Annotated in this window: 32 protein-coding genes; 30 read left to right on the top strand and 2 right to left on the bottom strand. The window is 59.7% G+C overall.

Translation table 11 applies throughout. The annotated features are described in order from the left end of the window. The first annotated feature begins 59 nt into the window (after positions 1-59). Positions 60-236: a hypothetical protein gene (locus QM712_RS18400; protein WP_415024547.1), complete on the top strand. Its 177-nt coding sequence runs from the start codon at positions 60-62 to the stop codon at positions 234-236. A 52-nt stretch (positions 237-288) separates the two neighbouring features. Next, positions 289-501, top strand: coding sequence for a hypothetical protein (locus QM712_RS18395; RefSeq protein WP_415024546.1), 213 nt, complete (start codon positions 289-291; stop codon positions 499-501). 594 nt (positions 502-1,095) lie between these two features. Here QM712_RS18395 and QM712_RS18390 read toward each other — a convergent pair. Next, positions 1,096-1,500 carry a hypothetical protein gene (locus tag QM712_RS18390; protein WP_415024545.1) on the bottom strand — a complete coding sequence of 135 codons (405 nt, stop codon included), beginning with the start codon at positions 1,498-1,500 and terminating at the stop codon, positions 1,096-1,098. A 479-nt stretch (positions 1,501-1,979) separates the two neighbouring features. On the opposite strand from QM712_RS18390, the gene QM712_RS18385 reads away from it, so the two are divergent. From QM712_RS18385 to QM712_RS18250, 28 genes are all read left to right on the top strand, one after another. Continuing rightward, the gene (locus QM712_RS18385) at positions 1,980-2,654 is read left to right on the top strand and encodes a hypothetical protein (RefSeq protein ID WP_415024544.1); all 675 of its coding nucleotides are present in this window, start codon (positions 1,980-1,982) and stop codon (positions 2,652-2,654) included. A 323-nt stretch (positions 2,655-2,977) separates the two neighbouring features. After that, positions 2,978-3,637: a hypothetical protein gene (locus QM712_RS18380; RefSeq protein ID WP_415024543.1), complete on the top strand. Its 660-nt coding sequence runs from the start codon at positions 2,978-2,980 to the stop codon at positions 3,635-3,637. After that, positions 3,630-5,678, top strand: a complete 2,049-nt coding sequence (locus QM712_RS18375) for a phage terminase large subunit family protein (RefSeq protein WP_415024542.1) — start codon at positions 3,630-3,632, stop codon at positions 5,676-5,678. The genes QM712_RS18380 and QM712_RS18375 overlap by 8 nt, the downstream gene beginning before the upstream one ends. 15 nt (positions 5,679-5,693) lie before the next feature. Continuing rightward, positions 5,694-5,969, top strand: coding sequence for a phage head-tail joining protein (locus tag QM712_RS18370; protein ID WP_415024541.1), 276 nt, complete (start codon positions 5,694-5,696; stop codon positions 5,967-5,969). Further along, the gene (locus QM712_RS18365; protein WP_415024540.1) at positions 5,970-7,502 is read left to right on the top strand and encodes a phage portal protein; all 1,533 of its coding nucleotides are present in this window, start codon (positions 5,970-5,972) and stop codon (positions 7,500-7,502) included. Between the two features lie 150 nt (positions 7,503-7,652). Next, complete coding sequence (locus QM712_RS18360; RefSeq protein WP_415024539.1) at positions 7,653-9,635, top strand: prohead protease/major capsid protein fusion protein; 1,983 nt, start codon at positions 7,653-7,655, stop codon at positions 9,633-9,635. 75 nt (positions 9,636-9,710) lie between these two features. Next, positions 9,711-10,064, top strand: a complete 354-nt coding sequence (locus QM712_RS18355; protein ID WP_415024538.1) for a DUF2190 family protein — start codon at positions 9,711-9,713, stop codon at positions 10,062-10,064. A 36-nt stretch (positions 10,065-10,100) separates the two neighbouring features. After that, complete coding sequence (locus QM712_RS18350; RefSeq protein WP_415024537.1) at positions 10,101-10,448, top strand: hypothetical protein; 348 nt, start codon at positions 10,101-10,103, stop codon at positions 10,446-10,448. Next, positions 10,448-10,996: a phage tail terminator protein gene (gene gpU, locus QM712_RS18345; protein ID WP_415024536.1), complete on the top strand. Its 549-nt coding sequence runs from the start codon at positions 10,448-10,450 to the stop codon at positions 10,994-10,996. Before QM712_RS18350 ends, gpU begins: the two co-directional genes overlap by 1 nt. A gap of 12 nt (positions 10,997-11,008) precedes the next feature. Further along, the gene (locus tag QM712_RS18340; RefSeq protein ID WP_415024535.1) at positions 11,009-11,218 is read left to right on the top strand and encodes a DUF2635 domain-containing protein; all 210 of its coding nucleotides are present in this window, start codon (positions 11,009-11,011) and stop codon (positions 11,216-11,218) included. Positions 11,219-11,221: 3 nt separating this feature from the next. Then, positions 11,222-12,709, top strand: a complete 1,488-nt coding sequence (locus tag QM712_RS18335) for a phage tail sheath subtilisin-like domain-containing protein (RefSeq protein ID WP_415024534.1) — start codon at positions 11,222-11,224, stop codon at positions 12,707-12,709. A 36-nt stretch (positions 12,710-12,745) separates the two neighbouring features. After that, complete coding sequence (locus tag QM712_RS18330; protein ID WP_415024533.1) at positions 12,746-13,114, top strand: phage tail tube protein; 369 nt, start codon at positions 12,746-12,748, stop codon at positions 13,112-13,114. Positions 13,115-13,200: 86 nt separating this feature from the next. After that, entirely contained in the window at positions 13,201-13,470 is a 270-nt protein-coding gene (locus QM712_RS18325) for a phage tail assembly protein (protein WP_415024532.1), read from the top strand. Between the two features lie 153 nt (positions 13,471-13,623). Beyond that, complete coding sequence (locus tag QM712_RS18320; RefSeq protein WP_415024531.1) at positions 13,624-15,441, top strand: hypothetical protein; 1,818 nt, start codon at positions 13,624-13,626, stop codon at positions 15,439-15,441. After that, positions 15,442-16,698, top strand: a complete 1,257-nt coding sequence (locus QM712_RS18315; RefSeq protein WP_415024530.1) for a DNA circularization protein — start codon at positions 15,442-15,444, stop codon at positions 16,696-16,698. It begins immediately after the preceding gene. Continuing rightward, the gene (locus tag QM712_RS18310) at positions 16,691-17,776 is read left to right on the top strand and encodes a phage baseplate assembly protein (protein ID WP_415024529.1); all 1,086 of its coding nucleotides are present in this window, start codon (positions 16,691-16,693) and stop codon (positions 17,774-17,776) included. Before QM712_RS18315 ends, QM712_RS18310 begins: the two co-directional genes overlap by 8 nt. Further along, positions 17,773-18,333: a phage baseplate assembly protein V gene (locus QM712_RS18305; protein ID WP_415024528.1), complete on the top strand. Its 561-nt coding sequence runs from the start codon at positions 17,773-17,775 to the stop codon at positions 18,331-18,333. Before QM712_RS18310 ends, QM712_RS18305 begins: the two co-directional genes overlap by 4 nt. Positions 18,334-18,336: 3 nt before the next feature. Then, positions 18,337-18,810, top strand: coding sequence for a phage GP46 family protein (locus tag QM712_RS18300; RefSeq protein ID WP_415024527.1), 474 nt, complete (start codon positions 18,337-18,339; stop codon positions 18,808-18,810). Positions 18,811-18,825: 15 nt separating this feature from the next. Further along, positions 18,826-19,884, top strand: coding sequence for a baseplate J/gp47 family protein (locus QM712_RS18295; protein ID WP_415024526.1), 1,059 nt, complete (start codon positions 18,826-18,828; stop codon positions 19,882-19,884). Continuing rightward, positions 19,875-20,465 (top strand): YmfQ family protein, encoded by a 591-nt coding sequence (locus tag QM712_RS18290; RefSeq protein ID WP_415024525.1) that lies wholly within the window; start codon positions 19,875-19,877, stop codon positions 20,463-20,465. The genes QM712_RS18295 and QM712_RS18290 overlap by 10 nt, the downstream gene beginning before the upstream one ends. Positions 20,466-20,480: 15 nt before the next feature. Beyond that, positions 20,481-21,380, top strand: a complete 900-nt coding sequence (locus tag QM712_RS18285; protein ID WP_415024524.1) for a hypothetical protein — start codon at positions 20,481-20,483, stop codon at positions 21,378-21,380. Next, positions 21,381-21,815: a tail fiber assembly protein gene (locus tag QM712_RS18280; protein WP_415024523.1), complete on the top strand. Its 435-nt coding sequence runs from the start codon at positions 21,381-21,383 to the stop codon at positions 21,813-21,815. It begins immediately after the preceding gene. Positions 21,816-21,905: 90 nt separating this feature from the next. Beyond that, positions 21,906-22,850, top strand: coding sequence for a hypothetical protein (locus QM712_RS18275; protein WP_415024522.1), 945 nt, complete (start codon positions 21,906-21,908; stop codon positions 22,848-22,850). A gap of 106 nt (positions 22,851-22,956) precedes the next feature. Continuing rightward, positions 22,957-23,451 (top strand): glycoside hydrolase family 104 protein, encoded by a 495-nt coding sequence (locus QM712_RS18270; protein WP_415024521.1) that lies wholly within the window; start codon positions 22,957-22,959, stop codon positions 23,449-23,451. After that, positions 23,448-23,828: a hypothetical protein gene (locus QM712_RS18265; RefSeq protein ID WP_415024520.1), complete on the top strand. Its 381-nt coding sequence runs from the start codon at positions 23,448-23,450 to the stop codon at positions 23,826-23,828. Before QM712_RS18270 ends, QM712_RS18265 begins: the two co-directional genes overlap by 4 nt. Next, entirely contained in the window at positions 23,812-24,351 is a 540-nt protein-coding gene (locus QM712_RS18260) for a hypothetical protein (RefSeq protein WP_415024519.1), read from the top strand. The genes QM712_RS18265 and QM712_RS18260 overlap by 17 nt, the downstream gene beginning before the upstream one ends. After that, positions 24,348-24,755 (top strand): hypothetical protein, encoded by a 408-nt coding sequence (locus tag QM712_RS18255; protein WP_415024518.1) that lies wholly within the window; start codon positions 24,348-24,350, stop codon positions 24,753-24,755. Before QM712_RS18260 ends, QM712_RS18255 begins: the two co-directional genes overlap by 4 nt. After that, entirely contained in the window at positions 24,752-25,012 is a 261-nt protein-coding gene (locus tag QM712_RS18250) for a hypothetical protein (RefSeq protein WP_415024517.1), read from the top strand. The genes QM712_RS18255 and QM712_RS18250 overlap by 4 nt, the downstream gene beginning before the upstream one ends. On the opposite strand, the gene QM712_RS18245 is transcribed toward QM712_RS18250, so the two are convergent. Continuing rightward, positions 24,983-25,486, bottom strand: a complete 504-nt coding sequence (locus QM712_RS18245) for a helix-turn-helix domain-containing protein (protein WP_415024516.1) — start codon at positions 25,484-25,486, stop codon at positions 24,983-24,985. The two genes, QM712_RS18250 and QM712_RS18245, sit on opposite strands and share 30 nt — an antisense overlap. Positions 25,487-25,492: the final 6 nt, after the last annotated feature.

Genomic DNA, 25,492 nt, shown 5'->3' with positions numbered 1-25,492 from the left:
ATGCGGCGGCTTTCGTCGATAATACCTGCGTAGGTTCAACTACACGTAAGGTGAATGCGATGATTTCCGCCGTTCTGTTTTCCGTCATCATCTGCTTTGGCCTGCTGGCTTGGTCCGGCATGTTCCGGCGCATGAGCTATTGGATGTGGACGACGGATCTAAACCGCCGCCTGGCTCCCGCCTGGTACGAACGAAACCGCGTGAAGATAGAGGCAATGCGCGCCCGTGGCCGATAAGGCATACAGCTTGCTGAGCAGCCTGAACAATCCATTCTGTGAGGAAAACACCATGGCTACCACTACCAAACAGCCGAACCCCGGCCAAACCTCCCGCGTGCTGCACACGCAAGACCCGGCCGCCGAACACGGCAACGGCGAGCGCGTGAAAGAGGCCCGCGACCGTTTGCAGGCCATCGAAGGCAAGGTATCGAGCCTGCAAGGCGATGAGCAAACCATCGCCGACATCAAGGCCGATATCGAAGCGGTGCGCCAGGCCCTGTAAAAAGCCGGCCAGCGCGCGGGCTGTGCTGCCCCGTATCCCACACGCAGCCCGCTTCGCCGTCCATCATGGGCGGCGTTTTTTCGAGTATTATGGGCATTCGCTCGCGGCTGGCGTCGGACAGCAGCGGGAAAGAGGCGTCATACGGCGCGATGTAGCCGGCGTGCAGGGGAAGGGCCTGCGCTGATCATCTGAGCCACGGCAGATAGCCCGTGGACGGTAGCCCTACCGAGAGGCGCGGAAGGCAAGCGGACCAGCGAGAGCGAGCGCACGATAGACCACAAGCGGCCGTGCAAGGACGGGTAGGCGTGCAGTGGGAGGCGAAAGCCTATACGGCCGAGAAAGCGCGGCGATGACCGCCTCACGGGAAACTATGGGGCGGTTTTCTTTATCGACGTGAAAACACAACACGCAGAAAAACGAACGTCATTGCGCAATCGTCGCCGTGATAGGATGGCGGTTCTTGCTGCACCTATCATCGAATTCCCATCAACGAACCGTCGAGGCCCGCCCATGCGTAAGTAACCATTCCCATACTTTTCTCTCCCGAGAAAAAGCCGCTTTCCTACCGGGGCGGCTTTTTGCATTGGGCGGTCGCTATCGTGTTCGCGTGATGGTGCATCCGCCGCGAGTGCGCTGGACTGTGATGGCCTGGCCGATCTTGGCGCAGAACAGCGACACGTAGGCGCGCAGCGACGGCGCTTGAATTTCCTTGTCGCTGACAAATCTTTGCTCGCCTATGTCCATCAAGAACCACGGCCGCATCACGCGCGCACGCATCGGGCTACCCGACTTAATGTGCGCAATCATGACCGTGATCCCCTCCGGTTGCTCTTCCCTGATGCCTGCCTCGATGCCGTGTTTGGTACACCACGCTTCCAGCACGGCGCGCACGTCGGCGCGCAATTTCTCAAGCGAAGCGCCATCGACCGGAACAAAAACCAAATCGCCAGCACGTCGGCATCCGTTCAAAGATTCCGTGAAAGTCTCTGCATCGAACATTTTCGAGTCCAAAAAAGGCGGCGAAATCGCCAGAAAACGTATTGTATTACATGCGTGGAAAACCGGCATTTGCGTTACGAAATCGGCCTTTGCATTGCGCTGGTTACATAAAAAATCGCAACGTGACGTTTACACGTGACAGATACGGCCTTTGAAATCATGGACTTGCGATTTTGTGGCGTTTGTTACGCGGATAGGGGGTGTAATGCATACTGCACACTCATTGTCTATCGAAAGACGCATAGTGAATGACATGTACAGATGGACAGATAGCTCGCGGTAGGGGGCTATAAATCCTATTAGACCGTAACAACGTAACATTACTAAGTAGATATCTATATCTATCAAGGGATTAGCTGTGTTTCGAGGGCAGTTACGGGCCAGTTACGGCGGCTATAGAGCGAAACACCACGCTTTCACTACACAGCGCGCAGCGCTTTCGCTCGATAATGCGCAGACCGACAACACGGGCGATGCACATGGCAACGAACACACAGGCACGGCTTGTCGTCACCACGAACGCAGCAGAATGCGGGAAGTGGCTACGCGGACAGTCAAAGAAAATCCTACAGGCGGGCAAGGCCGCATTGGCTCAGACCATCTTGCAGGTACAGCAGGCCGAGCGAAGAGAGCTGCGGCGAGACCTGCATATCCGCAAGACATCGTTCATGGACAACCGCATTCGCATTTCCCACTTTCCACGGGCGACAGCAGACGGCCTTATCGCAGTCATAGGTATCAATGATCGCGTGCAGGGTACGCCGCTATTCCTCGCTGGCTTGGAAGACGCCAACACGCCACGCAGGCCATTGAGCGGCAACGCTGTAGCTGTGCCCATCACGGGGACCAAGGCACGGCCTGTCATCGGAAAGAACGTTCCCGCATCCATGCGCATCAACCGCCTGTCGATTCAAAAGAACGGGGGGGCATACCGGGGCAGGAAGGGAACATTCATCCTTCCAACGAAGGGGGGCGGGCACGTGGTATTCCAAAGGACGGGGCGGGGTGCCAAGTCGGAAGTGTCGCCAATCTACGTTTTCAAGAAAAACATTCGGCTGCGGCGACGACTGCGGTTCGTTCCCATCGCGGCAGAGCTGGCCTATCAGCAACTGCCCCGGCTCTACACGCGATACCTGCGGCTCTACATCAAGTGAATGCGAACCGTTCTCGAATGAGAATGGCTATCGACTGGCTGTTGTTTCCACGCAACATTTAGGCAAAGCCTATCGGTAGGGCGGGCCGATAGCCGGGGGCTATTAGGTTCTTCCCCCTGCCCCCTCCCTCGCGGGTGACGGCGACCGCGCACCTTCGCTAGTCGCAGGGCGCTTCGTTGGGTTTTAGAGACAAATCCCTGATCCACGGAAGAGCATTCATGACTTGTCGGGAAATTTGGGGAATCGAAGTGCGCTCGCGTCTGCCGCGCCCTTTGAAACCATAGATATAATCTCTGAAACCTGAGTTTCAATGAAACCGCTTTATGCCCCTAGTCAATAAATCCGAGCTGGCGCGAATTCTCGGCGTGTCGCATACCGCCGTCGCAAAGGCTGTTGCGTCCGAACGCATCACAGCGCCGACGCCGGATGAAAATGGGCGCATGCTGTTCGACAGCGAGAAAGCCGCAGCCGAGTGGCAATCGAACAGCAACCCGGCAAAGCGACGCGACCACAAGAAAGGCGGGCGACCGCGCAAGGATGGTGCGCCGACGCGACAGCACAAGGATGCGTCGCCGCCTGCCGTGACCTATTCGGCGTCAGAGACTCCGCACCATCCCGACCGCCCTGGCCCGACTGGCGGAAGGCCGCAAACTGGCGGCGCACTGCGCGGACCTGCTGAGCCTGGTGGCGACCGGAACTACAACCAATCGGCCGCCGAGGAAAAATATTACAAAGCGCAACTTGCCCGCATCGACTACGAAGCGAAGATAGGCGCGCTTGTGCCCATCGAGGCCGTCGCAAAGGAAGTTGAAAAACAATACTCGCGGGTTCGCCAGCGGCTGCTAGGCATCGCATCCAAGGTCGCGCCCGAAGTGGCGTTGATGGATGACACAGCCGTTTGCCGCGCTGCCATCGAAGCCGCTGTGGTTGATGCGCTCAACGAGCTGACGGCGGATACCGCCACGGTGGCCGGCAATGCTTGATGTGCTGGACCGCCCGCCCGTGATCGATGATGCGGCCGACACGCCGCAGGTATTGGCGCTGCGCGCGCGCCTTGACGAAGTGCGACGCGGAACGCTGCGACCGCCGCCTAAGCTGACGTTGCCGCAATGGGCGGATGAATACCGCATGCTCGCGGCCGAGTCTGCCGCCGAGCCTGGCCGGTGGAAGACATCGCGCGTTGCCGTGGCTCGCGGGCCTATGGAAGCGGTGTCAGACCCGGCCGTGCATACCGTTTCGGCAATGTGCTGCACGCAGCTTCTAAAGACGGAATTGATTCTCAACACCATCGGCTATTTTGTCCATCAAGACCCCGCGCCGATGATCGTGATGCAGCCGACCGTAGACCTTGCCGAAGCGTTTTCGAAAGACCGCATAGCGCCTATGGTTCGGGATACGCCCGTGCTTACCGGCAAGATTGCCGACGTGAAATCGCGCGACAGCGGAAACACGATCCTTCACAAGCAGTTTGCGGGCGGCCACATAACGATGATCGGCGCAAACGCGCCGGGACAGCTCGCCATGCGTCCGGTGCGCGTCGTGCTGTGTGACGAAGTGGACAAGTACCCGGCCACGGCCGGCCAGGAAGGCGACCCGATAAAACTGTTGTCCGAGCGTTCCGCGACGTTCTGGAACTGCAAGCGGATATTCACTTGCTCGCCGACCATCGAACCGACCGAGCACGGCGGGAGCCGCATCGCGCGCGAGTACGCGAACAGCGATCAACGCATCTTCGAAGTTGACTGCCCGCATTGTGACCATCGGCACGAATTGCAATGGCTCAATGTGAAGTGGCCGCCAGGCGAGGAAGAAAAGGCGCAATACTGTTGCCCGGAGTGCGGCGTGTTTTGGTCGGAGCCTGAACGGCTGCGGGCGATCAAGAAAGCGAGCGAAAGGCCGCTCATTACGCCGTCGCGCTTTGGCGAATTCTATGAGGGGTACGGTTGGCGCGGGACGCAGCCATTCAAAGGGCACGCCGGCTTCCGTGCGTCCAAGCTTGCTTCGCCATGGGAAACGCTCGGCCAGCTCGCCGTCAAATTCCGCGAGGCGCAGGCGTCGCAACTGATGTTGCAAACGTTTATCAATACGCAGCTTGCCGAAACGTGGAAGGTCAAAGGCGAGGCCCCGGAGTGGAAACGCCTGTATGAGCGCCGCGAGCAGTACGCCAAGGGTGTTGTGCCGATGCGCGCCTTGATGCTGACGGCCGGCGCTGACGTGCAGAAAGACCGCATCGAGGTTGAGGTAGTCGCCTGGGGTCCGCGCCGTGAAAGCTGGTCGGTAGAGTACCGCGTGTTCATGGGCGACACGTCATCGCTCGATGCCCCGTGCTGGCAAGAGCTGGCGGCGATGCTGAATGAGGATTGGAAGCATGCAGGCGGATTGAATATGCGGCTTGACCGGCTCGGCGTTGACAGCGGGTACAACACGCAGACGGTGTACAACTTTGTCCGCAAGAATGGTCTAGGCGGCCGCGTCATGGCGACCAAGGGCGATGAGGTCGCGCCAACGCTTATCGGTATCCCGGTTGCGCGCGAGGCCAAGGTAGACGGCAAGCGCGCAAAGCGCGGCGTGAAGGTTTGGCATATTGGCTTGAGCATCGCTAAGGCTGAGCTTTACGGCTTCCTGCGGCTTGAGCGGCCGGATGAGGGCATGCCGCTTCCTGATGGATGGGCACACTTCCCGCAGCATGACGAAGAATATTTCAAGCAGCTCACGGCCGAGCAGTTAGTAGGACGGTACGACAAACGCTACGGCGTGATGCGCTATGAATGGGTAAAGCAGCGCGAGCGCAACGAAGTTCTTGATTGCCGCATCATCGCGCGCGCCGTGGCATCGGCTTTCGGCCTGGATCGATGGACCGATAAGCATTGGCAAGAGCGCGCCGATTATCTGCACGTGGCAACGACGCCTGAACAGCCTGCGAAGCAAGGCGAAGAGCAGCCGGAAGCAGAGCAAAATCAGGAAAGCGCGCAGATAATTACGCCGAAAGCAGCGAAAGAGCGTCGCAAGTCGTCGTTTTGGTAAGACACATCGCGCCGCGTGAATCCGCTGCGTGTTATTCTCTATCCCCAATTATTGGGGAAATTTATGGCCGACGACTGCGCAACAACGTGGACCAGCGCCGATCTAGCAGCGATTGAAGCCGCGATAGCTACCGGGGCGCTTCGCGTTCGGTATGCCGACCGCGAGGTGCAATACGCTTCGCTTGACGCGCTGCTGGCCGCCCGCCGCATCATCCGCGCCGCGCTCGGCTGCTGCGATAATTCGTCCCTCGCTGCTGGCCGGCGATATGGCGGCTACAGCAAGGGGCTGTAATTGAACATCATTGACGCCGTATACGAAGCGTTCTCGCCGCAAAAGGCCGCGCGCCGTATGGCCGCCCGCGTCGCGCTGAACAAGCTGCGCGAGTATGAGGGTGCATCGCGCGGCACGCGCCGGACTGACAAATGGGTGACGCGCGGCACAAGCTCAAATGCCGAGCTGCGCAAGGCCCTTCCCATCCTGCGCGACCGCGCGCGAGATTTGGTGCGCAACAATCCGTATGCAACGCGCGCCGTCAACGTGATTGCCGGCGCTATCGTCGGGTACGGAATCAAGACGACGTTGCGCACGACGAACAAGCGCAATCAGAAGCCGTTGCAAGACGCTTTCACGGCTTGGTTTGAAAGCACGGATTGCGACATCGAAGGAAATCACGACGGATACGGCTTGCAGGACGTGGCCGCCCGCGCGCTCGCCGAGTCCGGCGAAGTGCTGTTGCGCCGAGTATGGGTGCGCCGCAAGAATCCGCGTGACATTCCGATTGCGCTGCAAGTGCTGGAAGCCGATTATATCGACACGCGGCAGGACTCCGTGACGGTCGGCGGCAACCGCGTGATTCAGGGCAAGGAATACGACGCGAACGGCCGTTGCGTCGCGTACTATCTATTCGATGATCATCCCGGCGATGCGTTCTCGCTCGCGCAGACGCGGTACACGTCCAAGCGCGTGTCCGCCGACGACATCACGCACCTATTCCGCATGGATCGCCCCGGCCAGGGTCGCGGCGTCACGTGGTTTGCGCCGGTTATCCTGCGCCTGCGCGATCTTGACGAATACGAAGACGCGCAGCTCATTCGCCAGAAGATTGCGGCTTGCTTTACCGTATTCATCGGCAATGCAGACGGCGGCGCGGAGCAAACGAACCTCAACAAAGATGCCGAGGATTTGATAGACCGCCTGGAGCCTGGTCTTATTCAGCCGCTGCCTACTGGCATGTCCGCTACGCTCGCCTCGCCGCCTGGCGTGCAGGGCTATCAAGAGTACATGAGCGTTTCGGTTCATGCCGTGGCCGCAGGCTTGAGCGTGCCTTACGAAGCGCTCACGGGCGATTACAGCGGCGTAAACTTCACGTCGGGAAAAATCGGCTTCGGACAATTCTATACCATCGCCGACACGTGGCAATGGAAGACGTTTATTCCTAAGTTCTGCGGCAACACGGTTCGATGGTTCAAAGAAGCCGCGATGCTTGCCGGATACAACACGGACGGCGTGACGGCCAAGTACACGCCGCCGCATCGCCCGATGCTGGACCCCACGCGCGAAGTACCGGCCATCATCAAGGCTGTGCGCGGTGGCTTGATGACGCAGCCCGAAGCGATCCGAGCGCAGGGCCAAGACCCGGACGAATTCTTGGAAGAGTCCAAGGAATGGAATGCGAAGGCAGATGCGGCCGGCATCGTGCTGGATAGCGACCCGCGCAAGATCACGAACGGCGGCCAGGCGCAGGCGAATTCGCCGCCCGACGATGATGACCCGAACGGCGATGGAAGCGGGACGAAAAACAACAACAGCAACGGCGACGTTTAGTTTTTTGCGCGCTGTTTATCAATTCACGCAAATACACGCGATGACTGCGCACTGAGTGCCAGTTTGTTTTAGAATCACGCAAGAATTAACGGGGGCCTTATGCCTGGAATTGCTTTGCAAGAGCGCACTACCAAATTGCCGAAGGCGCAGATGCGCGCGGCGATTGCTCCCGGCTCTTTCAACGCCGAGAAACGCACGGTTGATGTTGTTTGGTCAACCGGCGCGCGTGGCGCTCGCTACGATTGGGACATCGGCCGGTATTACGAAGAGCTGTCGATGGATGCGGATCATGTCAATCTTGACCGCATGAACGCCGGCGCATCGGTTCTCAACTCGCATCAATCCTACGACCTGAATTCGGTTATCGGCGCTGTTGTGCCTGGCACTGCCACGGCGGACGGCAAGGAAGGCCGCGCAACCGTGGCGCTGAGCCAGCGAGACGACATCGCCGGCATCGTCGGCGACATTCAGGCCGGCATCATCAAACATATCTCCGTTGGCTACAACGTCGCTCGATATGAGCAGGTCGATATCGTGATGGAAGGGGACTCGAAAGTGCCCGTTTATCGCGCTGTCGATTGGGAGCCTGCTGAGATTTCGTTCGTTCCGATCCCCTTCGATGCCGGCGCGCAGACGCGCAGCCGTGAAGAAGCGGGAACGGCTTGTGTTTTTGTTCAACGCGGCGCTGCCGCAACCAAAGGGGAAGCTATGACGCCCGAAGAAATCGAAGCGCAGCGCGTTGCGCAGGAAGCTGAAAAGCAGCGGGCCGCGCAAGCCGCGCAAGCTGCCCGCGAGGAAGGCGCGCGCGCCGAGCGCCAGCGTACCGCAGATATCCGCACTGCCTGCGCCGTGCTGCCCGATTCGATTCGCGCTGCGACCGAAACCGAGCTGGTGGACGGTAACAAGACCGTCGAAGAAGCGCGCGCCGCCGTCATCGAAAAGCTGACGGCCGCACAACCGAGCATCCGCAGCGGCGGTCAAAGCGTCATCGAAACGACCGAAGACGAGCGCGACAAGTGGCGTTCCGGCGTCGAGGCGCACATCATCCAGCGCGCCGGCCTGGTGCCCATGATGCGCCAGCACTTCGGCAAGGAATTCAAGGCCGACCCCGGCGAATTCCGCGGCCTGACGCTGAAAGAGCTGGCCCGCGACTATCTGGAACGTCGCGGCGTCAAGGTGCGCGGCCTGTCCCCCATGAAAATGGTGGAAATGGCGATGCGCAGCGACATCACGCAATCGACTTCGGATTTCGTGATCGCGCTGGAAAACGTTCTCAACAAGACGCTGTTGGCCGGCTACGCCACGCAGGCCGATACGTGGTCGCGTTTCGTCGGCACTGGCTCGGCTACCGACTTCCGCCCGTTGAACATGTATCGCCTTGGCCTGTTCGGCAAGCTCGATGCGATCAACGAGAACGGCGAGTACAAGCGCAAGGCCATCAACGACGCCGAGAAAGAAACCATCCAGCTCGCGACGGTCGGTAACATCATCAACCTGTCGCGCCAGGCCATCGTCAACGATGACATGGGCATTTTCTCGGACCTGGCCGCCAAGCTTGGCCGCGCCGCGCGTCTGTCCATCGAAATCGATGTGTACGCGCTGCTGGCCGAAAACGCCGGCCTTGGTCCCGTGATGGGCGACGGCAAGACGATGTTCCACGCCGACCACGGCAACATCGCGACCACGCCCGCCTATCCGTCCGTCGCGTCGTTCGATGCCGCGCGTCAACAGATGGCCGTGCAAAAAGACCCGTGGGGCAACGAGTTCTTGGACTTGCGGCCTGATGTGTGGCTCGGCCCGCTGGACAAGGGCGGCGCGGTGCGTGTCCTGAACGGCGCGCAGTACGACCCCGACGTTACCGGCAAATTCCAGAGGCCGAACATCGTGAACGGTATGTTCTCCGACGTGATCGATACGCCGCGCCTGACCGGCAATCCCTGGTACGTGTTCGCGGACAAGGACGTGGCGCCGGCCATCAAGGTTCTTTTCCTGGACGGCCAGGAAGCCCCGGTGCTGGAATCGCGCGAAGGCTGGAACGTCGATGGCGTCGAATGGAAAGTGCGCCTCGATTACGCCGTGGGCGCTGTGGACTGGCGGCCCGCGCTGCGCAACGCGGGCGCAAACCCGGCCTAAGTCGGCAAACGATGGGGCGGCTTCGGCCGCCCTATCTCGAATCCTCCCGTTACAAATTTCTGAAAGGGGCCAATCATGGCAAAGAACTACGTACAGCCGGGTGATGTGCTTGACCTGATTGCGCCGAGTGGCGGCGTTGTGTCCGGTCAAGCCTACGTCATCGGCGCTCTGTTCGTGATCGCGTTGGGCACGGCTGCGGCCGGCGAAGAATTCCGGGGCAAGACGACCGGCGTTTTCGATCTGGCGAAAGCCGCGACCGTCACGCCGACGCAAGGCGCTGTCGCCTATTGGAACAACACGGCAAAGACCGTCACGGGCACTTCCGCGACTGGCCTATTTCCTATCGGCGTCGTTGTGCTCGCGCCCGCTGCTGGCGATGGCACCATCCGTGTGCGCCTGGCTGGCGTGCCGACCGCTGCGGCTGCGTAAGGCGAGGGGCGGCGGGGAAACTCGCCGCCTGATGCGATGACCTGGGGTGTTCTCTCTGATCGAATGTTGCGTACTTGCCTGCGGACGTTTGCCGACCGCGAGCAAGACGGCACGCTTGCGCCCGTGCAGTACGTGCGCGACGGCGTGCAAACGCCGATCACTGATTTCGTGTTTGACGAGAACTATCAGGTTGTCGAAGCGACGCCGGACGGCGCGGCGATATCGAGCACAAAGCCGGTTATCGGCCTGGCGCGCGCCGATATTCCTGGCGGCGAGTGGGAAGAGGGCGACAAGATCGTTATTCGTGGCGTGACCTATCGTTGCATCGATTCGCAAGTGGATAGCGAAGGCGGCACGAAGGTTATCTTGCATCGGATGCCGTGATGAGCAGCCATCGCAAGAAAATCCGTCACGCCGTCGTCGAAGCGCTGAGCGGCAATATTTCCGAGGTCGGGAGCAACGTATTTGCGTCGCGCGTGCGCCCGATATCCGAACCGAAGTTGCCGGCAATCAGCGTGTACACGTTGTCGGAGACATCGCAGCAATTCGATATCTACACGGATCGCCGAACGCTGACGGTCGCCATACACATTCAGGCCCGCGAAGATGATGAGCTTGACGATGTGCTGGATGATATCGCTTTCGCTGTCGAGCGCATCATGTCGGAAAATCAGTGGCTCGGCGCGCTGTGCAGCTCTTTCGACTACACGGGATGCGAAATCAAGCTGACCGGCGAGGGCGACAATCAGCACGGTGGCGCAGTCATGACCTACGACGCCATCTACGACACGGAAGACGTTTCCGAAGGCTTGCCAGGCCCTGGCGTGCCTGATGGCAACGTAATTACGCCGTTCGAAATCGGCGACACGAAATACAAAGTCCCGCCGTCCGTTGAGGTATCGGCGGAAGATCAAATTTCATTGCCGCAATAAGGGGCCGCGTTCATGGAAACTGCACGACTCAAGCCGGCCGGGGAAGCGAAGGTGCGCGACCCCGCCAACAAAGTACACCTTGCTACGGATGGCGAGGAAAAGCCGCTGACGAACTACTGGCGGCGTCGCATCGCTGCCGGCGAGGTTGTCATTGCCAACGAACAAGCGGCGAAGGCCGCCGCGCCCGCGCCCGCGAAAGTCGCTCAAAAGTCCGGGGAATAAGACATGACGATTTCCTATAATCAGATTCCGAGCACGCTTCGTGTGCCGTTCATGGCTGTTGAAATCAACAATCAGAACGCTGTGCAGGGCGCAGTCATCCAGCCGTATCGAATCCTGATGATCGGGCAGCGCCTGCCGGCCGGCACGGTACAGGCCGAAATCCCGACGCCGATTACCAGCAAAGAGCAAGCGCAAACGTACTTCGGTCGCGGCTCGATGTTGGCGCAGATGGCGGAATTTCATTTCAAGGCCAACAAGCTGACGGAAACCTGGGCGGTCGCGCTGGACGACGACGCGGCCGGCGTGGCTGCTACGGGCAGCATCGCATTTACCGGCCCCGCTACCGCTGGCGGAACGCTGTTCCTGTACGTCGGCGGCCGTCGCCTTACGGTCGGCGTGAACACGGCGCAGGCCGCGACTGCTATTGCGACTGCCGTTGCCGCCGCGATCAACGCGAACGCCGATCTTGCCGTTACCGCTGTCGCGGCTTCGTCGGCTGTGAACCTGACGGCAAAGCACAAGGGCACGGCCGCAAACGGTCTTGATGTGCGGTTCAACTACAACACGGGCGAAGCCTTCCCGGCCGGCGTCGCTGCGACCGTCACGGCGCTCAGCGGCGGCACGTCGAATCCCGCTCTTGCCGACGCCATCGCGGCGCTTGGCGACGTTCAGTACAACGTCATTTCGAACCCCTATACCGACGCCGTTTCGCTGTCGTCGCTTGAGCAAGAGCTGGCCGACCGCTGGGGGCCGATGCGCATGCTTGGCGGCGTGTCCTATACGTCGGCTGTCGCGGGCTTCGCGGACCTGGGTACGCTCGGCAACAGCCGCAATTCGCCGTTCAGCTCGATTATGGGCATGCCTGGCGGCCTGTCCGCTCCGTGGGAAGTCGCTGCGTCGTATGCCGCGTCGGCCGCCTATTACCTGAACATCGACCCCGCGCGCCAACTGCGAACCATTCCGCTGCCTGGCATCCTGGCCCCGCAGGCCAGCGACCGCCTGACGCTGGAAGAGCGCAACTTGCTTCTGTACGACGGTATCAGCACGTTTACCGTTGACGCTGACGGTACGGTGCGCATCGAGCGTGCGATTACCACGTACAAGACCACGCCTACCGGCGCGGACGATGAATCGTATCTGGACGTGATGACCGTGCATACGGTCGATTACCTGCGGTACGACTGGCGCAACTACATCTTGACCAAGTACCCGCGCCACAAGCTCGCGAACGACGGCACGCGCTACGGCCAGGGCCAAGCGATCATCACGCCGAGCGTTGGCAAGGCCGAGGCAATCGCGCGCTTCCGCAAGTGGGAAGACATGGGCTTGGTCGAGAACGCGGACCAATTCAAGCGCGACTTGATCGTGGAGCGTGACGCTACCGATCCGAACCGTATGAATTGGCTCTTGTCGCCGGACATCATAAATAATTTTATGATCGGCGCGACGCAAATTGCCTTCCTGCTGCAAGGCGACACGACCGCCGAGTAAGGCGCTGTTCAACCTGGGACACACAAAGGAAAGACTATGGCATTCGAACAGCGACGCGGCGGGATTATCGAGCTGAAAGTTGACGGCTCGCTTTTCTCGGCCAAAGGGAATTTCACGTACAACCTTGGCAAGCCGAAGCGCGATGCCATCGTGGGGACGAGCGAGATTCCCGGCTACAAAGAAACCCCGCAAGTGCCCTTCATTGAAGGCGAGTTCACGGACAATGTGGACGTGGATTTGGAAGCGCTTGTTACCTACGAAAACGCAACGCTCACGCTGCGCTTGGCGAACGGGAAGACCATCGTTCTCCGCGATGCGTGGTACGCGGCCGAAGGCACCGGCAACACGGATGAGGGCAACATCCAATTCCGTTTCGAGGGCCTGAGCGCCGAAGAAATCACGTAAAATATTCGGACGTTCACGGGTCCGAACGCGGGCGGCGAAGCCACACGGCCGCCGCCCATTTTTTCTTACCGACGAAAGGAAAATCAATGAACAACGACGTAACTGTATTGCCTCTCAAAACGCCGATCACGTTTGGCAGCGAGACGGTAACCGAATTCAAAATCAAAAAGCCGCGCGCCAAGGAAATGCGCATCCTGCCTGCGGGCAAACCGAGCATGGATGACCTGTTGAACCTGCTTGGCAAGTGCGCCGCGCAGCCTACGCCCGTCATCGACGCGCTCGAAGTCGAAGACATGGTGGCCGCCGTGGAGGTGATCGGGAATTTTTTGCCGAGGTCCCCTCAGACTGGCGACTGATCGTTGCCGCGTTGCTTGATCGCGGCGTACAGCCGTCTGAGCTGTGGGACATGGACGCCGACGAATTGAGGTTCTGGACATCGGCACTTGATCAACTGGAAAAAGTAAGGGCGCGCAAAAGTGTCTAACGAAAATCGCAGGCTAGAGTTTGTCTTGTCGATGATCGACAAGGCAACAGCGCCGCTCAATGCGTTCGGCCGACGTGTCGAGGCCCTTACCGCTCCGGTGCAGCGTGTGAGCAATCGGCTTACGCTGTTTGGTCGTGCCGCTGGCTTGGAGCGCCTTGGCGACTCTGCGCGCAACGTGGGAAGCGCCTTTGGCAACGTCGCTGACAAGGCCGCAAGTCTTGCCGGTGTCGCATTGAAAGTCGTTGGCGCTGCCGGCCTGATCGGCGGCGGCCTGGCGCTGATCGTGAAAGAGTCCATCGACACAATGGATAAATTCGATGACCTGGCGCAAAAAGCCGGCGTCACGACTGAGGGTTTCCAGCGCATCGCCTACGCGGCGAAGTTCGCGAGCATCGGGCAAGATGAGGTCGCGGGCAGTCTGCAAAAGATGAACAGCAATATCGTTGCGGCCGTGACTGGAAGCAAGGAAATGCAGGTGTGGTTTAAGCGTGCCGGCATAAGCATGAAAGAGTTGAAGACGCAAAAGCCGGAGGAAATTTTCGGCCGCGTCATGGATGCTGCCGCGAAATTTCCGCAGGAAAGCGCGAAGGGAATTGCGCTTATGCGCGCCATCCTGGGTAAGCAGGGCGCGGCGTTCCTTGGTGCTGCCGGCCAGTATCGCGACCTTGTAGCCGAGGCAGAGAAATTCGGCATTATCGTATCCGCCGAGAATGCATCGGCCGCCGCGACGTTCAACGACACGCTGGACCGCCTCAAGACGATCTTGCAGGGCGTTGGCAACACGATTGCCGTTGAGTTGCTGCCATACCTGCAAAAAGCCGCCGACGCGACGAAGGATTGGGTTCTCGAAAACCGCGCGCTGATCGGCCAAAAGGTCGCGGAGTGGATACAAAAGCTGAAAGACAACTGGCCGGCGATCAAGCAAGGCGCGCTTGATGCGTGGGGCGCTATAAAGAAATTCGGCACGTATATTCAAGAGTCCGTCAAGTGGATCGGCGGATGGGGAAACGCGCTTAAAGTCGTCGGCGTGGTGATGGCTGGCCCGCTAGTAGCTGCGCTTGCGTCGCTCACGGCGGCAGTTGTGACGCTCGGCGTAGCCCTGCTTACGACGCCTGCAGGATGGTTCATAGGCGCATTCGTGGCCATCGGCGCGGCCGTGGCTGGTGTTGCGTATGTGATTTATCGAAATTGGGACGGCATCAAGAAATTCTTCTCTGACCTGTTCGACGGCATCGCAGCGGCCTTCGGAGGATTTTGGGATGCGATGGTGCGCGACATCGCGAAGATGAACCCGCTCCCTCTGTTCGTGACGGCATGGGGTGGAATATCAAAGTTCTTTTCCGAGCTGTTCGATGTTGTAGTGGCGTCCCTTGGTGCGTTTTGGGATGCCATGTCTGGCGGCATTTCGAAGATGAATCCGCTTCCGTTGATCAAGGCCGCTTGGGATGACGTCGCTACCTATTTCTCGGACTTGTGGAAGGGAATAACGGACAGCTTTAACAACGCCATCGGTCCGATACTGGACAAGGTTACGTCCATAAAGAATCGCGTCGGCGGCGCTATCGATAGCGTCGGTTCGTGGTTCTCTTTCGGCGGCGACAGCCAGCCGTTGATATCGCAAAGTCCGTTCGCATCGCGCGGCATGCTCGGCGCGGCGGCTGGCATCGGGCCTGTTATCGCAGGCTCTGCGCTCGCCGGCCAGACGCAGACACGGACGAACAATGCAAAGGTGGAAGTCGATTTCAAGAACGTTCCACGCGGAACGGAAATCACGCCGTCGCAAGGAAATTCCGCGCCGCTGGATTTGTCGATGGGCTACTCAACTGCGGGGACGGGATTCTAAATGGCCTGGCAAGATAACCTACGCCCCGCGTCTTTTCGCGGCGTGGCGTTCCATGTTGAATCACACGAAGCGCAAGGCGGTCGCCGAGCTGTCACGCATGAGTTTCCGGGGCGCAACAAGCCTTACACGGAAGACATGGGCCGCCATGCGCAGACGTTTACCATCGATGCCTACGTAATCGGCGATGACTATTTCGACGCGCGCGACGCGCTGATTACGGCGTGCGACGGCGACGGCGAAGCCGATTTGGTGCATCCATACCTTGGCACTATCAGCGCCGTCTGTTCGGGCTGGACGCTGCGCGAGACAAAGACCGATGGCCGCATGGCGCGGTTCTCTCTCACGTTCGTTGAGGCTGGCGAATCGCAGTTTCCGAGCGATTCGACGGACGTTGTTGCGCTTGCCGGCGACGCCGCCGATTCCGCCAAGGGGTTTAGCATCGAAAGCTTTGGCGACCTGTTCGACATTGACGGCCTGCCGGACTTCGCGCTGGACGATGCGGAAGCGATGTTGACCAGCGCAACCAGTCAAATCATTTCAATTGCCAAGGGAATTACGGGGCTTGCAAGCGGGCAATTCGGCTTCCTTGGAACGGTCAACCTGTTTGCTGCTTCCATAGGCTCGCTGATGCGAACGCCGAATGTCCTGGCGAGCCAGTTCTACGGCCTGATGAATTCGCTTGGAAGCCTGTTCGATTCGCCGCGCGAAGGCGCTGTGGCGCTGTCTTCGTTCGCCGGCTTCACGGGCGACCAAAAGCCGATCTTGGTAACGACGGCCACGCGCGAGCAACAGCAAGTCAACCGCAATGCCGTGGTTGCTTTGGTGCGCCAATCTGCCGTTGTGGAGGCCGCCCGGATCGCTCCGATTCCTACGTATCAGGTTTCGAGCACATCGCCGGCCGGAGTGACAACGACCGCGACCGTACCGACATACGAAACCGAGCAAGACGCCGAGCAAGTGCGCGACAGCCTGACCGCGCAGGTTGATGATATATCGGAAGACCCGACTACGACGGATGATGTTTTCACGTCGTTGCAAGACGTGCGCACGGCGGTTGTGAAAGGCGTTCCGCCCCCAAACGTCGCGCTCCCGAATTTGGTTACCTATACACCAATCAAGACTCTGCCGGCGCTGGTGCTGGCCTACGACCTGTACGAAGACGCGAACCGAGATACCGAAATCGTGTCGCGAAACGACATCGCTTACCCTGGCTTTGTGCCTGGCGCTGAGCCTCTGCGCGTTTTGACAAATGACTGACGATATCCTGCTTTATGTGAAGGGAAAAATTTACGGCGGCTGGAAAGAGGCGACCGTTACCCGCAACCTCGATGCCATCGCGGGCAAGTTCGATTTGGTGTCGATGGACAAGTGGGAAACGCAGGCGCAGCGGTGGACGATCTTCCCCGGCGACGAATGCAAGATTGTCATCAACGGGCAGACGTTGATAACCGGCTACGTCGATAAGGCTGGCCCGAACTACGACGCGCAGGCGCACGGCATCAAGATATTGGGACGCGACAAAACCGCCGATTTGGTGGATTGCTCCGCCATCGTGCCAGGTAGTGAGCTGAACGGCCTTACGCTACAGGGCATCGCCGCAGCAATCGCAAAACCATTCGGCATCAAGGTGAATGCGCAAGTTGACGGCGGGCCTAAGTTTCCGTCGTTCGCGATACAGCCTGCTGAGACAGCCTGGGAAGCCATCGAGCGCGCAGCGCGACAGCGGTTCATGGTTGTGACAACAGACGGTCTTGGCGCGCTGGTTATCGCCGACATCGGCAAGACGCGCGCAAACGACGCGCTGATGGAAGGCCAGAACATCAAGGCCGCGAGCGCGGAGTATGATTACTCGCAGCGATTTAGCCAGTACATCGTCAAGGGCCAGGCCGCTGCGTCCGGCGATGGATGGGAGCCGGCAACGGTTGCTGTCGAAAGCAAGGCAACCGACCCGAACGTAAAGCGCTATCGGCCAAAGATCATCATGGCAGAGGTTCAGGCGAGCGACGGGAGCGCAACGAACCGCGCCCAACTGGAAGCCGCATCGCGCGCGGGGAAATCAACCAAGATCACAGTTACCGTGCAGGGCTGGACGCAAAGCAACGGCGAGCTGTGGCCGCTGAATTCGATGGTTCGCATTCGCAGCCCGCTGCTTTCCATTGATCAAGAGCTTCTGATTTCGGAAACGAAATTCATCGTGTCATCGCAGAACGGGATAACGACCGAACTACAATTGACGCGACCGGATGCGTATTTGCTCGGCCAGGCCAAGGTCAAGAAAGACAAGAAAGACGCAAAAACCGGAATCGGGCCTGACCCGTGGGACACGTTCCAATGATCGACCAATTAAACCGCCTGCTGGCCCCCATGCAACGCCGCATCATGCTGGCAATAGGTCGCGCCGTGCTGAATGCGGTGAACGACAGTGCGTCGTCGCAGATGGTGCAGGCGTCGCTACTTGCTGGCGAGGTCCGCGATAAAATGGAGCGCATGAGCGAATACGGATTTACCAGCGTGCCACTACCTGGCGCGCAAGCGGTTTCCGTGTTCGTCGGCGGCGAGCGCGGGCACGGCGTTATCATCGCAACGGGTGATACCCGATATCGATTGAAAGCGCTGGCAGGCGGCGAGGTCGCGATTTACGACGATCAAGGCCAGAAAGTTCACCTTACCCGCGATGGCATCGTTGTTGACGGAGCGGGTAAGCAAATCACTTTCAAAAATGCGCCGCTGGCGCGCTTTGAAATGCCCATAGAGGCAACCGGAACGATTACTGACCTGGCCGACACGGCGGGCGGCCGTTCCATGGATTCGATGCGTGCTGTTTACGACACGCACACGCACCATGAAAACGGCGCGGGCAGCAACACCAATCAGCCGAACCAAGGAATGTAGACCATGGGCGACATTGCACTGAGTTGGAATGACGCAACGATGCACGCCGATATCGATATTGGCGCGTCCGATCTTGTGACGGACGATGGATTGCAGACGGCCGCTTATATTTCCCTGTTCTCGGATAGGCGCGCCGAGTTGGGCGAGGAATTGCCGATAGGCGAAACGAGCCGGCGCGGATGGTGGGGTGACACGGACGCGGAAGTGCCTGGCGACATGATCGGCTCGCGCCTATGGCTGCTGAGCCGAGAAAAGAACACTCCCGAAGTAATCACGCGCGCTAACGAGTATGCCCGCGAATGCCTGCAATGGATGATCGATGACCGGGTAGCGAAGCGTATAGACATAGACGTGACTGCTGTTCCCTTCGGACAACAATTTGGGCTTGTCATACAAGGCAAAATCTACAGGCCAAGCGGCGATCCCGTACAATTCAAGTTTGATTACGCTTGGCAGGCTCAGGCGGCAAAAACCTGATCAATAGGAAACGTTATGCCGTTTCAGCGCCCGACCCTACCCGAAATCATCCAGCGCACATTCAGCGACCTGACAAGCCGATTGCAGCTCAAGGGCGCGTTGCTGCGTCGCTCCGTCGTCGGCGTTCTGGCGCGTGTGCTGGCTGGCGCATCGCATTTGCTGCACGGCCATCTTGACTATCTCGCCAAGCAGATAAACCCGGCCACGGCCGAAGGCGCTTGGCTGGCGCTATGGGCGGCCGTGTGGGGTGTGGCGCGCCGCGAAGCAGAGTTTGCCGTAGGTACGGTAAATTTCGTCGGCACGATCAACGGAACGACCATTCCGGCCGGCTCTACTGTAAAGCGCTCGGATGGCGTCGAGTTCACGACGCAGGCCGACGCGACGATATCGGCAGGCACGGCGAGCGCGGACGTTCGCGCCGTGGATGCCGGCGCGGCGGGCAACACAGAGGCCGGCGTTACGCTGACGCTGATATTTCCTATTGCCGGCGTAAACAGCTCCGCGACCGTCGATGCTGACGGCTTGACGAACGGCAGTGACGTTGAGCTGGATGAGAGCTTGCGCGCTCGCCTGTTGCTGCGCATCCAGAAGCCGCCGCAGGGCGGCGACGCGGACGATTATGTGCAATGGGCGCTTGATGTGCCTGGCGTGACGCGGGCCTGGTGCTATCCGTTGCACTTGGGGCCGGGGACAGTTGGCGTCACGTTTATGCGCGACGACGATACGCCGTCGCCCATTCCGAGCGGCGACGAAGTGGCGGCCGTGCAAACGTACATCAACAGCGTTCGGCCCGTGACGGCTAAAGTCACTGTGTTTGCGCCTGTGCCTGACACGCTGAATTTCCAGATTTCCGTCAATCCATCAACCGATGCCGTCAAAAACGCGATAGCCGCAGAGCTTGCCGATTTCTTCCGTCGTGAAGCCGAGCCAGGCGGGACGCTCTATCTGTCGCGCATCAATGAGGCAATCAGCACGGCATCCGGCGAATTCGATCATACTTTGGTGTCCCCGTCTGCGAACGTCGTATCTGCGACGGGGCATATTCCAAGATTGGGGACGATCACATGGGTATGACCGGCGATCAATATGGCGAACAGCTAGACGCACTGTTGCCGCAAGGGCTTGCCTGGCCGCGTGAGCAAGACGCCCGAATTCGCCTGCTTACTCGCGCACTCGCGGAAGAGTTCTCGCGCGTAGACGCTCGCGGCGATGATCTTGTGCGCGAGGCGAACCCGGCGACAACCTCAGAGCTGCTGCCTGATTGGGAAGCTGCGGCGGGCCTTCCTGATGACTGCGTGTCATCGGGGCAGACGCTGCAAGAGCGTCGTGCCGCGCTGATTTCGAAGCTTACCGAGGTCGGCGGCGCTTCGATCCCGTATTTTATTCAGCTCGCTGCGTCGCTTGGCTACACGATCACAATCGATGAATTCGAACCGTTCCGCGCCGGGTTCTCGCGTGCCGGCGATCCGCTCGCGGGTGAAAACTGGCAGTATGCTTGGCGCATCAACGCGCCAGGAACAACCATCACGGATTTTCGCGCGAGCCTGAGCGCCGCTGGCGAGCCGTTGCGCAAGTGGGGAAATGAATTGCTTGAGTGCGTTTTCAGCCGCCTCAAGCCTGCACATACCGTACTGCTGTTTGGGTACGTGGACTGACTTTAAGGGGCGACTATGTTTCAAATCGACAATTCAACCGCCGTCGCTTCGATGCCGACCCCGGCCGCTGCTGGCACGCCGGGATGGTTCACGAAGGGCGATCCAGTTGGCGGCGTTCCGGCTACCATCGTTACGGATGATTTTCTGAACGGCATTCAGGCCGAGCTTATCGCCATCCTTACGGCCGCTGGAATTGCGCCGAGCAAGACGGCGTTAAATCAACTTGCCAATGCAATCCCGCTGTTGGCACCTGGCCGACTTTTTGGTGTACAGCGTTTCACGAACGCCGGAACGTTCACTTATACGCCGACGCCTGGCACAAAGCTGATTGTTGTTGAGGTTCAAGGCGGCGGCGGTGGTGGTGGTGGTGCGGTCGGTACTGCGGCCGGTACTTGTGCCGTGGGCGGCGGCGGCGCGTCAGGCGGCTATATCATGGGCCTGATTACTGCTGGATTTTCCGGGGCGGCCGTAACGGTCGGCGCAGGCGGCAACGGCGGATCGAATGCGGCGGGGTCTGCTGGAAGTGCATCAGCTTTCGGCGCTCTGCTCACGGCGAACGGAGGCGGCGGCGGATTCATTACGGCCAGTGGTGCGGCCGCCCCTCAACTAAGCGGCGGCGGCGCAGGCGGCGGCAATAGCAGCTCTGGCGCGAATACTTTTCTTATCCGCGCAAAGATAGGCGAAGTCGGCGGAACATCGTTCATGTTTGATACTGGTAGCAATGGCGTCGGTTCGGCTGGCGGCGCATCAGAGCTTGGCGGCGGGGGTGGCGGTACGCAGGTTGCGAACTCAAACGGGCAAGCGGCGGCATCTACCGGCGCGGGCGGCGGTGGAACGGCAAACGGCGGTAGCCGCGTATCCTTGCAGGGCGGAGCCGGTTTCCGTGGGGCTGTGGTTATTTGGGAGTACGCATAAATGAAAACATACGCACGAATTGAAAACGGCATTGTCGCGGAAATCATCTTACCGGCCGAAGACGAAAGCGGCGCGGAGATTGATATCTCTGTTCGCTATACGCCCGAATTTGTGGCCGAGCTGGTGGAAGTGACGGAAGCAACAGGAAGCGCGGCGCAAGGCCAGGTTTATGCGGACGGGAAGTTTGCCGACCCCGTGATAGAGCCGCCTTCGAACGAAGAGCTTTCCGCCGCCGCTTTGGCGCATCGCGATTCCCTTTTGCGCATCGCTGCGCTGCGCATCGCTCCCTTGCAGGACGCTGATGATTTGGGAATTTCCACGACCGAGGAACAGGCGTCGCTTACTGCGTGGAAAAAGTACCGCGTAGCTCTCAATCGAATCGAGCAACAGGCCGGGTATCCCGCATCGATTACTTGGCCTGATGAGCCTGCTTGATAGCTCAGCGCAATATGCCGTTCTGCAAATGTCGCGTATGCAGAACGGCAGACACAATGCACTTGCACCTACAACTACCGGGGCAAGTGAATGCACAAAATCGATTCTTCTACCGCGACGCCGGAAGGCTTATTCACCATCGGCGATCCTGTCGGCGGCACGCCGGCAACCGTCGTAACGGATGACTGGCTCAACGCCGTTCAAACCGAAATCGTCAACGTTGTTGAGGCGGCAGGGATGCCGCTTGAAAAGCCGAACAACGCGCAGTTGTTGGCCGCTATCCAAGCGTTGATACCGCCGCCTCTGCCGGCCTGGCGTACCGGCGATTTCAAGCTGACGATGCAGCCGACTCCCGAGGATGGATGGATTGTCTGTGATGATGGCAGCATAGGCAGCGAAGACAGCTCGGCGACGAACAAGCGCAGCGCCGAATGTGAAACGCTGTTTAAGCTGCTATGGAATGGCGTTAGCAACACCTATGCGCCTGTGGTCGGCGGCCGTGGCGCATCCGCTGCTGACGACTGGACCGCAAACAAGTCCATCGGCCTGACGAAGATGCTAGGCCGCGCGCTGGCCGTCGCTGGCAATGGTTCGGGCCTGTCGCTGCGAGGCATAGCCCAAACGGTGGGCGCTGAAACGCATGTGCTCAGCAATGGCGAAATGCCAGCGCACACGCACGCAAACACGTTGAGCGATCCCGGCCACTCGCACGCCAACACCATCAACGATCCGGGCCACGTTCACGCAAACACGCTGAGCGATCCCGGCCACGTTCACAGCATGGGCTATCAATTTGGCGGCACTTCTGGCGGCGGTGCTGCTGGGCAGGCTGGTGTCTTTTATTCGACCCCAAATAACACAGCGGCCGCAGCCACGGGAATTTCCATCAACAACGCTTCGAAGGCTACCGGCGTAACGCTCAACAATGCGGGCGCATCGTCGGGCGTGAGCATTAGCAACGCATCGCAAGGCGGCGACGCTGCGCACAACAACATGCAACCGACTGTCTTTTTATACGCACACATCAAGCTGTAACGACCCGGCTTTACCCGGCTTTCCGGCTTCGGTTTGTCATCCATCGGTATAATCCGTTTCACGGGCGCGCATGCTGCGCGGTTATATTTCAACCGGGGGAACAGGTATGGCGGTGATTACCGAGCAGGAAGCCGGCAAGAATGTTCCGGCCTTCCTCGATATGTTGGCTTACAGCGAGGGGACGGACAATGGCAAGCAGGCGACAAGCGATCACGGCTACGATGTTCTTGTAGGCGGCGGGACGTTCAAGGGCTACGCGGACCATCCGCGCGTGCTGGTGGACCTTCCTCGCTACAAAATCAAATCGACGGCTGCGGGTCGCTATCAAGAGCTTTCGAGAAACTATGACGCATACCGCGTCATGTTGAAGTTGCCCGACTTTTCGCCGAAGAGCCAAGACCGCATCGCCATTCAGCAGATTAAGGAATGCGGGGCGCTCGAAGACATCAAGGCGGGACGCTTCGATGACGCGGTGCGAAAGGTACGGAAGATATGGGCGAGCTTACCGGGTGCTGGCTACGGACAGCACGAACAGCAAATTTCGAATTTGCGGGCGGCATACGTCAAAGCGGGCGGCCAGCTCGCGACGGGGGTTGCGTGAATCTTGGCGACCAAACATCAATCGGTGAACTGCTTGCGCTGATCATTGCGACATTGGCGGGTGGCGTTGGCATTTGGAAGACGCTTCCCATCTTGTTCGCGCGCCTGGCTGCGGCGTTGGGCAGCGCGAAGGCCGAGGCCGGCATTATCGACATGCTGAACACGCAGGTTGAGAACGCCAACAAGCGCGCCGATGCGGCCGAGACGTGGGCGAAAAATGTTGTTCAAGAGCGAAACGAACTGCTCGGCAAGGTCGGCGAGTTGATGGCGCGTGTCACGACGATGCAACAGCAGTTGACCGAGCAGACCGGAATTGTCGAACAACTCCGCGCTGAATTGACCACGCTTCGGAAGAGTGTAGATGCAAAATCCAATTGATAGCGCGCGCAAGAGCGTAGCGTTTCGCAAGACGGTTGCCGCCATGGTTGCGGTGCTCATGGTGGCTGTTATCTTCGTGGGCGGCGTTTGCGCAGGCGTGCTCTACCAAAAAGTCACGACAGATAACGCGGTAGCTCAGGTGCAATCGACTTGCGACGCTCGCTTGGTCGGCCTTCGCGATTCAAACAAGCAGCTCCGCGACCTGCTGGAAAGCAAGTTGCCGCCTATCTCTGACATGTTGGCCGACATGTATTCGTTGCTGCATACCGCCACATCGACGGCGCGCGACGCGGCCAGCCAAGCGCGCACAGCGTCAGAAACGGCCAAGAACGCCGCGAAGGAAGCGAAGACGGCAACCGCCACGGCGCGCAAGGCGGCTACGGCATCGACACAGGCGGCGACCGCTACGACACAAGCAGCTCAGAAATTCGAAAAAGCAGCCGATACCATTACGGACGCCATCACAAATCCGCCGCCGCCCAAACCGCCCGCTGATGTTCCTGATTGGCTCAATACACCATGATTGAAAAACTTCTGAGCATCCTGGCCGGCTGGAAGGGATACGCCGCAACCGCTATCGCCGCGCTGAGCCTGGGGGCCGGCGCGGCGTGGTACGTTCAGGGGCTGCGCATTGATGCGCTTGATACCGCCCTGACGGCGGCCAATACTCGCGCGAAGACAGCCGAGAGCGCAAACAAGACGTGCGCCGCTGATGTGGCCGCGTCCAACGCCGCCGTTGACGATCTACGCCGCCAGGCTCAGGCCAGGGCAGACGCCGCCGCGAAGGCTGTTGCCGACGCCGAGCAGCGGGCCAGCGAGGCGGATAAGCGCGTGCGAGATATCCTGCGAACGCCTGCGCCTGACCCCGACCAATGCAAAGCCGTCGATATGTTCACGGCCGACTTTCTGCGCGAGCGCACACGATGAAACGATTTGCCGCCCTGTTGGCCGCCTCGATACTTGCAGGCTGCGCTACCGCGCCGCCCATCGTCACAACTCAGCGCGTCGAAGTTCCTGTGCCTGTGCCGTGTCATGTGCAGCCGATAAAGCCACCCATGTGGGCGCTCGATACCCTGCCGGCTAATGCCTCGCTGTATGAGCGCGTGCGCGCCATGGCGGCCGAGATAACGCAGCGCCAGGCATACGAAACGCGCCTAGAGGCGGCGGCCAAATCCTGCGAGTGATTCCGACCGCTCTGCGCGGCGGTTCGGACGCCTGGGGGCGCGGCTGGCGTCGTCATCGGGCGGATTGAGCGAACAGCAAATAATCATGATCGTAACGACCGCCTTGGCCGCCAAGATACCAAGGCCAAAGGCGCGGGCGATGGCGTGCGGCTTGTTGGATGCGCGGAGCTTGGCGAGGATACGGCTCATGTGAATGCGTGCCGTGCCTTCCGTGATACCGAGTATCGCACCGGCTTCCCATGCCGTCTTGCCTTCGGCCGTCCATAGCAACACCTGAGCTTCGCGAGGCGTCAGAGGCTCAGGATGATCAACGCGGAATTCGTTTGATTCCGACGCTTCCATTTGCGAGTAAAGGTAAGAGGAATTGCGAAGTTTAGGGCATCCAGTATCAAACGCGCTACTGGCAACAGAACTGCCAACATGGCCGATGCCTAAAAACGACAAACCCTGAAAAACAAGGGTTTTCGTTGTCAAGACCTA

This window comes from Bradyrhizobium sp., assembly GCF_047605465.1.
Classification (GTDB): domain Bacteria; phylum Pseudomonadota; class Alphaproteobacteria; order Rhizobiales; family Xanthobacteraceae; genus Bradyrhizobium.
Note: the sequence above shows the minus strand (reverse complement) of the source record. Positions and strands in the feature narration are given on the sequence as shown.

Excerpts from the sequence above, each read along its gene's own strand:
- QM712_RS18255 (WP_415024518.1), top strand. The coding sequence starts at position 24,348 with ATGATTGAAAAACTTCTGAGCATCCTGGCCGGCTGGAAGGGATACGCC.
- QM712_RS18375 (WP_415024542.1), top strand. The coding sequence starts at position 3,630 with ATGCTTGATGTGCTGGACCGCCCGCCCGTGATCGATGATGCGGCCGAC.
- QM712_RS18315 (WP_415024530.1), top strand. The coding sequence starts at position 15,442 with ATGGCCTGGCAAGATAACCTACGCCCCGCGTCTTTTCGCGGCGTGGCG.
- QM712_RS18300 (WP_415024527.1), top strand. The coding sequence starts at position 18,337 with ATGGGCGACATTGCACTGAGTTGGAATGACGCAACGATGCACGCCGAT.
- QM712_RS18290 (WP_415024525.1), top strand. The coding sequence starts at position 19,875 with ATGGGTATGACCGGCGATCAATATGGCGAACAGCTAGACGCACTGTTG.
- QM712_RS18270 (WP_415024521.1), top strand. The coding sequence starts at position 22,957 with ATGGCGGTGATTACCGAGCAGGAAGCCGGCAAGAATGTTCCGGCCTTC.
- QM712_RS18395 (WP_415024546.1), top strand. The coding sequence starts at position 289 with ATGGCTACCACTACCAAACAGCCGAACCCCGGCCAAACCTCCCGCGTG.
- QM712_RS18340 (WP_415024535.1), top strand. The coding sequence starts at position 11,009 with ATGGAAACTGCACGACTCAAGCCGGCCGGGGAAGCGAAGGTGCGCGAC.
- QM712_RS18325 (WP_415024532.1), top strand. The coding sequence starts at position 13,201 with ATGAACAACGACGTAACTGTATTGCCTCTCAAAACGCCGATCACGTTT.
- QM712_RS18285 (WP_415024524.1), top strand. The coding sequence starts at position 20,481 with ATGTTTCAAATCGACAATTCAACCGCCGTCGCTTCGATGCCGACCCCG.
- QM712_RS18250 (WP_415024517.1), top strand. The coding sequence starts at position 24,752 with ATGAAACGATTTGCCGCCCTGTTGGCCGCCTCGATACTTGCAGGCTGC.
- QM712_RS18310 (WP_415024529.1), top strand. The coding sequence starts at position 16,691 with ATGACTGACGATATCCTGCTTTATGTGAAGGGAAAAATTTACGGCGGC.
- QM712_RS18305 (WP_415024528.1), top strand. The coding sequence starts at position 17,773 with ATGATCGACCAATTAAACCGCCTGCTGGCCCCCATGCAACGCCGCATC.
- QM712_RS18400 (WP_415024547.1), top strand. The coding sequence starts at position 60 with ATGATTTCCGCCGTTCTGTTTTCCGTCATCATCTGCTTTGGCCTGCTG.
- QM712_RS18275 (WP_415024522.1), top strand. The coding sequence starts at position 21,906 with ATGCACAAAATCGATTCTTCTACCGCGACGCCGGAAGGCTTATTCACC.
- QM712_RS18390 (WP_415024545.1), bottom strand. The coding sequence starts at position 1,500 with ATGTTCGATGCAGAGACTTTCACGGAATCTTTGAACGGATGCCGACGT.
- QM712_RS18280 (WP_415024523.1), top strand. The coding sequence starts at position 21,381 with ATGAAAACATACGCACGAATTGAAAACGGCATTGTCGCGGAAATCATC.
- QM712_RS18385 (WP_415024544.1), top strand. The coding sequence starts at position 1,980 with ATGGCAACGAACACACAGGCACGGCTTGTCGTCACCACGAACGCAGCA.
- QM712_RS18260 (WP_415024519.1), top strand. The coding sequence starts at position 23,812 with ATGCAAAATCCAATTGATAGCGCGCGCAAGAGCGTAGCGTTTCGCAAG.
- QM712_RS18330 (WP_415024533.1), top strand. The coding sequence starts at position 12,746 with ATGGCATTCGAACAGCGACGCGGCGGGATTATCGAGCTGAAAGTTGAC.
- gpU (WP_415024536.1), top strand. The coding sequence starts at position 10,448 with ATGAGCAGCCATCGCAAGAAAATCCGTCACGCCGTCGTCGAAGCGCTG.
- QM712_RS18350 (WP_415024537.1), top strand. The coding sequence starts at position 10,101 with ATGACCTGGGGTGTTCTCTCTGATCGAATGTTGCGTACTTGCCTGCGG.
- QM712_RS18335 (WP_415024534.1), top strand. The coding sequence starts at position 11,222 with ATGACGATTTCCTATAATCAGATTCCGAGCACGCTTCGTGTGCCGTTC.
- QM712_RS18380 (WP_415024543.1), top strand. The coding sequence starts at position 2,978 with ATGCCCCTAGTCAATAAATCCGAGCTGGCGCGAATTCTCGGCGTGTCG.
- QM712_RS18360 (WP_415024539.1), top strand. The coding sequence starts at position 7,653 with ATGCGCGCGGCGATTGCTCCCGGCTCTTTCAACGCCGAGAAACGCACG.
- QM712_RS18295 (WP_415024526.1), top strand. The coding sequence starts at position 18,826 with ATGCCGTTTCAGCGCCCGACCCTACCCGAAATCATCCAGCGCACATTC.
- QM712_RS18355 (WP_415024538.1), top strand. The coding sequence starts at position 9,711 with ATGGCAAAGAACTACGTACAGCCGGGTGATGTGCTTGACCTGATTGCG.